The sequence below is a fragment of the Micromonospora sp. URMC 106 genome (genome assembly GCF_051386395.1).
Classification (GTDB): domain Bacteria; phylum Actinomycetota; class Actinomycetes; order Mycobacteriales; family Micromonosporaceae; genus Micromonospora.
Window position 1 is genome coordinate 45,616 of sequence record NZ_JBPQTP010000040.1, and the last position, 7,153, is coordinate 52,768.

7 protein-coding genes and 1 pseudogene are annotated in these 7,153 nt (G+C 76.8%); 3 read left to right on the plus strand and 5 right to left on the minus strand.

What is annotated here, in order from left to right; translation table 11 throughout:
* Position 1 precedes the first annotated feature (1 nt).
* The 4 genes from rarD to eccE form a co-directional block, all read right to left on the minus strand.
* The gene (rarD, locus tag ACSNOB_RS15060; protein WP_436687204.1) at positions 2–922 is read right to left on the minus strand and encodes an EamA family transporter RarD; all 921 of its coding nucleotides are present in this window, start codon (positions 920–922) and stop codon (positions 2–4) included.
* Positions 919–1,419: a GNAT family N-acetyltransferase gene (locus ACSNOB_RS15065; protein ID WP_436687205.1), complete on the minus strand. Its 501-nt coding sequence runs from the start codon at positions 1,417–1,419 to the stop codon at positions 919–921. The genes rarD and ACSNOB_RS15065 overlap by 4 nt, the downstream gene beginning before the upstream one ends.
* Positions 1,420–1,499: 80 nt before the next feature.
* Positions 1,500–1,886 carry a phage holin family protein gene (locus tag ACSNOB_RS15070; protein WP_393102061.1) on the minus strand — a complete coding sequence of 129 codons (387 nt, stop codon included), beginning with the start codon at positions 1,884–1,886 and terminating at the stop codon, positions 1,500–1,502.
* A gap of 162 nt (positions 1,887–2,048) precedes the next feature.
* On the minus strand, positions 2,049–3,938 hold the full coding sequence (gene eccE / locus ACSNOB_RS15075; protein ID WP_436687206.1) for a type VII secretion protein EccE: 1,890 nt from the start codon (positions 3,936–3,938) through the stop codon (positions 2,049–2,051).
* Positions 3,939–4,194: 256 nt separating this feature from the next.
* Here eccE and ACSNOB_RS15080 point away from each other — a divergent pair, with 256 nt between their 5' ends.
* Together ACSNOB_RS15080 and ACSNOB_RS15085 are read left to right on the plus strand one after the other, a co-directional pair.
* A complete protein-coding gene (locus ACSNOB_RS15080) occupies positions 4,195–4,515 on the plus strand; it encodes a WXG100 family type VII secretion target (protein ID WP_393102062.1) in 321 nt (106 codons plus the stop codon).
* Positions 4,516–4,541: 26 nt separating this feature from the next.
* On the plus strand, positions 4,542–4,835 hold the full coding sequence (locus tag ACSNOB_RS15085; protein ID WP_393102063.1) for a WXG100 family type VII secretion target: 294 nt from the start codon (positions 4,542–4,544) through the stop codon (positions 4,833–4,835).
* An 80-nt stretch (positions 4,836–4,915) separates the two neighbouring features.
* Here ACSNOB_RS15085 and mycP read toward each other — a convergent pair whose 3' ends face one another.
* Positions 4,916–6,196, minus strand: a complete 1,281-nt coding sequence (gene mycP / locus ACSNOB_RS15090) for a type VII secretion-associated serine protease mycosin (protein WP_436687207.1) — start codon at positions 6,194–6,196, stop codon at positions 4,916–4,918.
* A gap of 153 nt (positions 6,197–6,349) precedes the next feature.
* Here mycP and ACSNOB_RS15095 point away from each other — a divergent pair.
* Positions 6,350–7,066: pseudogene (locus tag ACSNOB_RS15095) on the plus strand (SseB family protein); the annotation flags it as partial.
* Positions 7,067–7,153: the final 87 nt, after the last annotated feature.

Consider the following 7,153-nt stretch of genomic DNA (forward strand, 5'->3'; position numbering starts at 1 on the left):
GCTACGCCGGGGCGGGCGCCGGGGCCGCGGCGCGGGCGCGGGCACGGGCGCGGCGGGAGTTGCGGAGGGCGTCGACGGTGAAGACGATCAGCGCGGCCCAGACCAGGGCGAAGCCGGCCAGCCGGGCCGGCGGCATCGGCTCGTGGAAGATCAGCACCCCGCAGCCGAGCTGGAGGATCGGGGCGAGGTACTGGAGCATGCCGAGCCCGGTGAGCGGGAGCCGGTTCGCCGCCCCGGCGAAGAGCAGCAGCGGGATCGCGGTCGCCGCGCCGGCCGACACCAGCAGCGCGGTGTGCCCGACCGAGACGTGCCCGAAGGTGGCGTCGCCGTCGGCGGTCAGCCAACCCAGGTACGCCAGCGCGGGCAGCGCCAGCACCGCCGACTCGACGAAGAGTCCCTCCGCGGCGGGCAGGCCGAGCCGCTTCTTGACCAGACCGTAGCCGGCGAAGCTGAGCGCCAGCACCAGCGCCAGGTAGGGCAACCGGCCGTAGTCGACGGTCAGCACGGCCACGGCCAGCCCGCCGATGCCCAGCGCCGCCCACTGCGCGGGGCGCAGCCGCTCGCGCAGCACGGTGACGCCCAGCAGCACCACCACCAGCGGGTTGATGAAGTAGCCGAGGGCCGTCTCCACCACCCGGTCGGAGTTGACGCCGTAGATGTAGGTGCCCCAGTTGACCGCGATGAGCGCGGCGGCCGCGCCGATGCCGGCCAGCGCGCGGGGCCGGCGCAGCAGCGCCCGCAGGAAGCCCACGTTGCGCATCGTGGCCAGCAGGAGGGCGACGAACGCCACCGACCAGACGATCCGGTGGGCCAGGATCTCCATCGGCCCGGCCGGGCGCAGCAGCTTCAGGTAGAGCGGGAAGAAGCCCCAGAGCAGGTACGCACCGAAGCCGTAGAGGTAGCCGAGGCGAAGTGGCGTCACGCCTCCACCGTAAGGGGCGACTGGCCACCCGGATCCTTGCCGGTGACCGGGCTCACGGGTTGTTCCCGCTGGTCGAGTTGCATCCAGCGGTGCGGATCCGTCATCGGGGCGAAGCCGACCTTCGCGTACACCTCGTGGGCGTCGAAGGTGGCCAGCAGGATCCGGCGTACGCCGAGGCCGGCGAGGTGGTCGCGGACCGCGCCGGCCAGCCAGGTGCCCAGCCCCCGGCCCCGCTCCGCGGGGTCGACGTAGACGTCGCAGAGCCAGGCGAAGGTGGCCCCGTCGGTGACCACCCGGGCGACCGCGACCTGCCGCCCGTCACCGGGGCGGTAGACCCCGAACGGCAGCGACCCGGCGAACGCGCGCGTCACCGTCTCCCGGTCCCGCCCGATCGCCCAGTACGCGTCGGTGGAGAGCCAGTGGTGCACGCGGTCCAGGTCGATCCGGTCCGGATCGGTGCTGAGCAGGTAGCCGTCGCCGCGGGTCAGGGTCGTCACCCCGGTGACGCTAGCCCGGCGACCCGCGCCGCTCGGCAGCCAATTCCCGGGATCTGGTCGGCCCCGGGCGGCGCAGCGGGTCAGTCCCGGTCGAGGACGGCGCCGAGGATCCAGGTGACGATGCCGACGAAGAGCGCGCCGAGCACCGCCTCCGGCCAGAAGCTGTCGACGTGGAACGGCAGCCCGGCCTGGTCGGCGATCCAGCTCGTGAGCAGGAACAGCAGCCCGTTGACCACCAGCGCGATCAGCCCGAGGGTCAGCAGGTAGAAGCCGCAGCCGACGGTCTTGATGATCGGTTGGAGCACCGCGTTGACCACGCCGAAGATCACCGCGACGAGGAGCAGCGTGGTGACCGCCTCGACGGCGGATTCCGAGTCCAGCGTGATGCCCGGGATGAGCAGCGTGGCCAGCCAGAAGGCCAGCGCCGTGCTGCCCAGCCGGATCAGCAGCCCCTTGAGGAAACCCATGGCCGGGATCGTGCCACGGACCCGCCACCCGCGGAACCCGCGAGACGGGCGGATCGCGGCCGGCGTGAGCTGGCCCGGCGGGCACGGGCCGACCCGGCGGGCGTGGGCTGACCCAATCGGCGCGGGCCGATCCGGCCGGCGCGGGCCGGGGGCACGGAGTGGTCAGCGGCGGGCGGGGCGGCCGATGAGCTGCGACTCGATCGGGGTGGGCGAGAGCAGCGCCCAGCGCAACGCCCGCCGGTTGACCACCGCGACCATGTCGTCCCGGATACGGGTCAGCCACTCCGCCGAGCCGCCGAGGCCCAGCGCGGCGCCGGCCAGGGCGGCCTCGGCCGGGTCGAGCGGTTGCAGGACCGCCAGGTCGGCCCGCCCCAGCGCGTCGGCGTCCGCCGGGGTCAGCTCGTCGCGTACCAGCAGCGTGGCCCGCCACGGGGGACCCGGTTCCGGGTCGGCCGGCGTCGAGCCGGCGTCGACGACCACCAGCAGCGGGCACAGCGGCGAGCCCGGCCCGCCGTCCACCGGCCGGCCCGGCGGAAGCAGCGGGATCATCGCGCCCGGGGTGCCGACGCCCCGCACGAACGGCTCCCAGCTGCGGGGGCGCGCCGTCTGCACCACCACCCGGGCGCCGAGCGCCATGGCCCGCAGCACCACGAGCTGCGCCGCGCGTACCCCGCCGACGAGCATCACCCTCGTGCCCTCCGGCCGGAACAGCCGGACGGTCACCGCGCCGCCGTGCCGGTTCGTGCCGACCATCAGGCCCGCCTCGCCGACGGTCAGCTCCAGCCCGTCGGGCGCCGGCCCCGGCCCCGGCGCGTCCGCCGCCGCGAGCGGCAGCGTGGCGGCCAGCCCGACGAGCTGCGCGCCGTCGAGCCGGTGCACCTCGCCGCCCGCCTCACCGACCAGCCGGCGCAGGGCCTGGGCGGCGACCGAGAGCTCCGCCGGGGTGGCGGCGGCCAGCCGTACGGCCAACTCGGTCGGCGCCGCCGCGGGGTCGGCGCCCGCCCACGGCCCCGCGCAGAGCGAGACCGTGGTCGCCGTCGCGGGCAGCGCGAGCAGCCGGGGCGCCAGCCGCCGGCCGGCGTCGGTGCCCGCGTCGGGCCAGCGGAGCAGCCGGAACGTGGTCTGGAGCAGATCGCCGGCCCGCACCGCCTGCCAGGACTCCCGCGCCGGGTGGTCGTCGTGGTGGGCCAGCTCCGCCAGCACGCGCAGCGTCGCGTGCTCGCCCAGCGGGCGGGCGGGCACCGCGCCGAGGCGGCGCACGATCCGGCGTACCGTGCCGGAGAGCGCCCGCCGCAGCTCCTCGCTGGTCCAGCCCTCGGCACGGAGCACCCGCACGGCGAGAACGGCCCGTTCCAGGCCGGCGAGCCGCCCGTCGGTGAGCTGCCGGTAGGACGTGGCGACCGTGCCGCCGCCCGCGCCGACCGTCGGTGCCGGCGCGCCCGTCAGCAGGAGCTGGAGCCGGACCGGCGGCCCGTCCGGCGCGGCCGCGGACAGCAGGGACGCCGGGAGGGGCAGCGCGCGGGGGCCGTCGCCGAGCAGGTCGGCCGGGTCGCCGACCTCCAGCAGGGCGACCATGCCGGCGGCGTCGTCGAGCACGGCGGCCGGCGTGCCGGCCAGCTCGGCGGGGCGGACGACCGCGCCCGGGTCGACCAGGTCCAGCAGGGCCGCCGGGCCGGTGGCCGGGGGCAGCGCGCGGCGGCGGGTCGCGTAGCCGAGGCCGGTGGCCAGCCACTCGAAGAGCCAGCGCCCCCGCAGCCGCACCCATGCCGCGGGCAGCAGCAGCGCGGCCACCGCCACGGCGGCCAGGGTCGCGAGCGCGCCCCGGCCGACGGCCGCGACCAGGGCGGCCACGGCGACCTGCGCGGCGACGACCTGACCGGCCCGGACGCCGGCCGTCCGCCGCCGGGTGGCCGGGATCCACTGTGGTGGCGGGACGGCGCGAGGCCCCGGAGCGCCCGCTCCGGGACCGGCCGGGGCGGGCGGAACCGGTCCGGCGGCGGCGACCGCTGGCGTCGCGGGCAGGGCCGGGCCCGTGGTGGTCGTCACCGTCACCGCGCCTCCTCGACCGGTCACTCCCCGCGACATCGACGCCGCCCATCGTAAGGGCGGGCGCGGGGAACGGGGAGCGCGGTTGTCCACAGGGGATACCGACGGGGTAGCAGAACCGCGACCGGGCGGCTACCGTCAGCGACGAGTTTTGCTGACCCCGCGCCCGCCGTGCTCGACATCCGGGCGGCGCGAGCGGGGCGCCCGGTAAGCGGGCGTGCCGACGGCCAGCCACGACCGAGGAGACGAGGTGACGTCCGGGGTGTCCCAGACCCAGGCAGAAGCAGCGGTGATGCAGCAGACCGCCGGGAAGTTCGAGCAGGTCGACCAGTCCTTGCAGTCCATGCTGAGCAGTCTGATGGCCCAGCTGGAGGTGTTGCAGCAGGCCTGGCGAGGCGCCGGTGGGCGCTCCTTCGAGCAGGTCAAGCAGCAGTGGGGGCAGGACCAGGCGACGCTTCAGCGGGCGCTGCGGGAGACCGCCGGCGCCATCCGCACGGCGGGCCAGCAGTACGACGTCTCGGACAGCGAGGCCGCCAGCCGCGTGTCCACCACCAACCGCGGCGGCATCCAGCTGCCGCTCTGACCCGGTCTCGGGGGAGGAGACATCTGATGGACCACGGTGTGCTGGTCGTCAACTTCGCCGCGTTGCAGCAGGCGAGCGCCGACATCCAGAGGGCGCTGAACACGCTCGACTCGCAGCTCGGCCAGCTCGAACGCGACGCTGCCCCGCTCGTCGCGAGCTGGTCCGGCGAGGCCCGGCAGGCGTACGAGCAGCGGCAGACCCGCTGGCGTTCCGCCTCGCAGGACCTGCAGGCCATGCTGCGCGACATCAAGCTCGCGGTCGACGACTCCGCGGCCGACTATCTCGACACGGAGAAGAAGAACGTCGGCCTGTTCCAGTGAGCCCCGCGCGATGGTGGCGCCGACCCTGACCGGTCGACGCCACCATCGTCGTTCGACGGGTCCCTCCGGGGCGGCCCGCCTCAGAGCGGGCCGGCGGGCTGCCAGCGACGGCGGGTGCCGCGCGGCACGACCAGCGCCAGCAGCGCCGCCACCGCCACGACCGCCCCGGTGACCCCGGCCACCAGCAGCGCCCGGTCCCGGGCCGTCGCGCGGCGGGCCTGCTGCGCGACCAGTGCCGGATCGGCCCGGTCGTCGGCGAGCGCGGTGGCCGGGCGCGGGCGCTCCGGTGCCCCGCCACCGGTCTCGGTGACCGCCCGGTACGGGTTCAGCACCCCCGCGCCGTACCCGCCGCCCCGCCCGCCGCCTGGGGCGGGGTCGGCGGTGGCCACGATCCGCTGCGCCACCTGCGCCGCGGTCAGCTCCGGCCGGTACTGCCGCAGCAACGCGGCCGTCGCCGCCACGAAGGGCGCCGCGTAGCTGGTCCCCTCGGCCCGGTGGTGGCCCTGGCCGGGGGCGGCCATCAGCACGTCACTGCCCGGGGCGACCAGGTCGACGTACGAGCCGGTCTGGGAGAACGCGGCGCGCGCCCCGTCCGCCCCGATCGCGCCCACCCCGAGCACCCCGTCGTACGCGGCCGGGTAGGGCCGGGGGTCGCCGCTGTCGTGCAGGTTGCCGGCGGCAGCCACCACGACCACGTCCTGCTCGACCGCGTGGCCGATCGCGGCCCGCACCGCCGGGTTGTCCGCGTAGAGCACGACGGAGAGGTTGAGCACGTCGGCATCGTGGTCGACGGCCCAGCGGATGGCGCGGGCGAAGTCCTCGGCGCTGACCGTGCGCCCCGACTCCCGCCCCTCGACGACCTGCTGCTCGCTGACCCGCACCGGCAGGATCCGGGCCCCCGGGGCGAGCCCGTGGAACGCCACGCCGTCGCGGGGGCCGGCGGCGATGATGCTCGCCACGCCGGTGCCGTGACCGGCGCAGTCCCGGCTGCCGTCGCCACCCGGGTCGAGCAGGTCGGTGCCGTCGAGGACCCGGCCGGCCAGTTGCGGATGCCGGCGGTCCACCCCGGAGTCGATCACCGCGACCGTCACCCCGGCCCCGGTGGCCAGCGGCGCCAGCCGCTCCGGCGCGTACCGCTGCTGGGGCCAGGGGGGTGCGGGCACCGGCCGGACCGGGGCCAGCGGTGACGGGCAGCCGGGGGCCGCCCGCGCGGTGAGCGCGGCGGGACCGGACCGGCCGGCGGCGACCGGTTCCGCGGCGGCCCGGGTCGAACCCGCGGCGGCCGCCGGGGCGGCGGGTGCGGCGGTCAGCAGAGTCGCCGTCAGGGCAGCCAGGAGTGGGCGCGCGGGGGACCGGGACATCGACCGCCTCCGTATCGTGTCGACTCCGGGACGGGATGTTAGCGCCTCCGGCGCGACGGCGCGGACCGCCGCCCGGCCAGCCATTGTGATCTTGTTACTACCTTGTAGGTTGTACGCGATGCCTATGGCCTGTTCGCGGGAGGAGGGGTGGCCGTGACCGAATGGGAGCCGGCCACCGACGCCGAGGCGGCGATGCGGGACGCGTTGCGCGCCAACGACCAGCAGCTCTACTTCCGCATCCTGGCCCAGACGGAGCTGCTGCTGCCGGTCTCCGCCGAGGCGCTGGCCGGGAAGGCGCCGATGGGCTGGGGCACCTGGACCACCGGCGGTCGCACCCATGTGCTGGCGTTCACCTCCGCCGCGGCCATGCGGGCGTGCCTCGGGGAGAGCGCCGGCTCCAGCCGCCGCACCACGTACGCCGACCTGGCCGCCGGCTGGCCCAACCACGAATGGTGGCTGGCGGTGAACCCCGGCCTGCCCGTCGAGGGCTACCTGCCGGCCTGGTTCGTCGCCCAGCTCTCCCGCGGCGACGTCCGGCTGCCCGGCCGCACCCTGGGCGCGCGGGCGCGGCTGGAACGGGCGGAGACGGTCGCCCGGGCGCGGGCCCAGGCCACCGGTCACGACACGCCCGACGGGCCGGGCGCCCGGCCGGCCGTCGACCGCCGGGGACGCGCCGCCCTGGCCGGTGCGGCGCCGGCCAACGGCGCCCCGGCCCGGCCGGAGCCCATGGCGGCGCCGACCACCGGCAGGGTGCCGGCGCCGGCCCGACCGCCGGAGCCGCCCCGCACGACCGCCCCACCCCCGCACCCGTCGACCTGGCCGGGCCCGCAGTACGGCGAGCCCACCGCCGGCGAGGCCGTGCGCGGCGACGCCGTGGGGGCCGTCGACGAGTCCTGTGTCCTCACCGAAGGGCCGTGGACACACCGGTTCGTCGGCGCCAACGGCAGCCGGTTCCAC

Bases quoted from the DNA above. Each gene is read 5' to 3' on its own strand.
- ACSNOB_RS15070 (WP_393102061.1), bottom strand. From the start codon at position 1,886: ATGGGTTTCCTCAAGGGGCTGCTGATCCGGCTGGGCAGCACGGCGCTG.
- ACSNOB_RS15085 (WP_393102063.1), top strand. From the start codon at position 4,542: ATGGACCACGGTGTGCTGGTCGTCAACTTCGCCGCGTTGCAGCAGGCG.
- mycP (WP_436687207.1), bottom strand. From the start codon at position 6,196: ATGTCCCGGTCCCCCGCGCGCCCACTCCTGGCTGCCCTGACGGCGACT.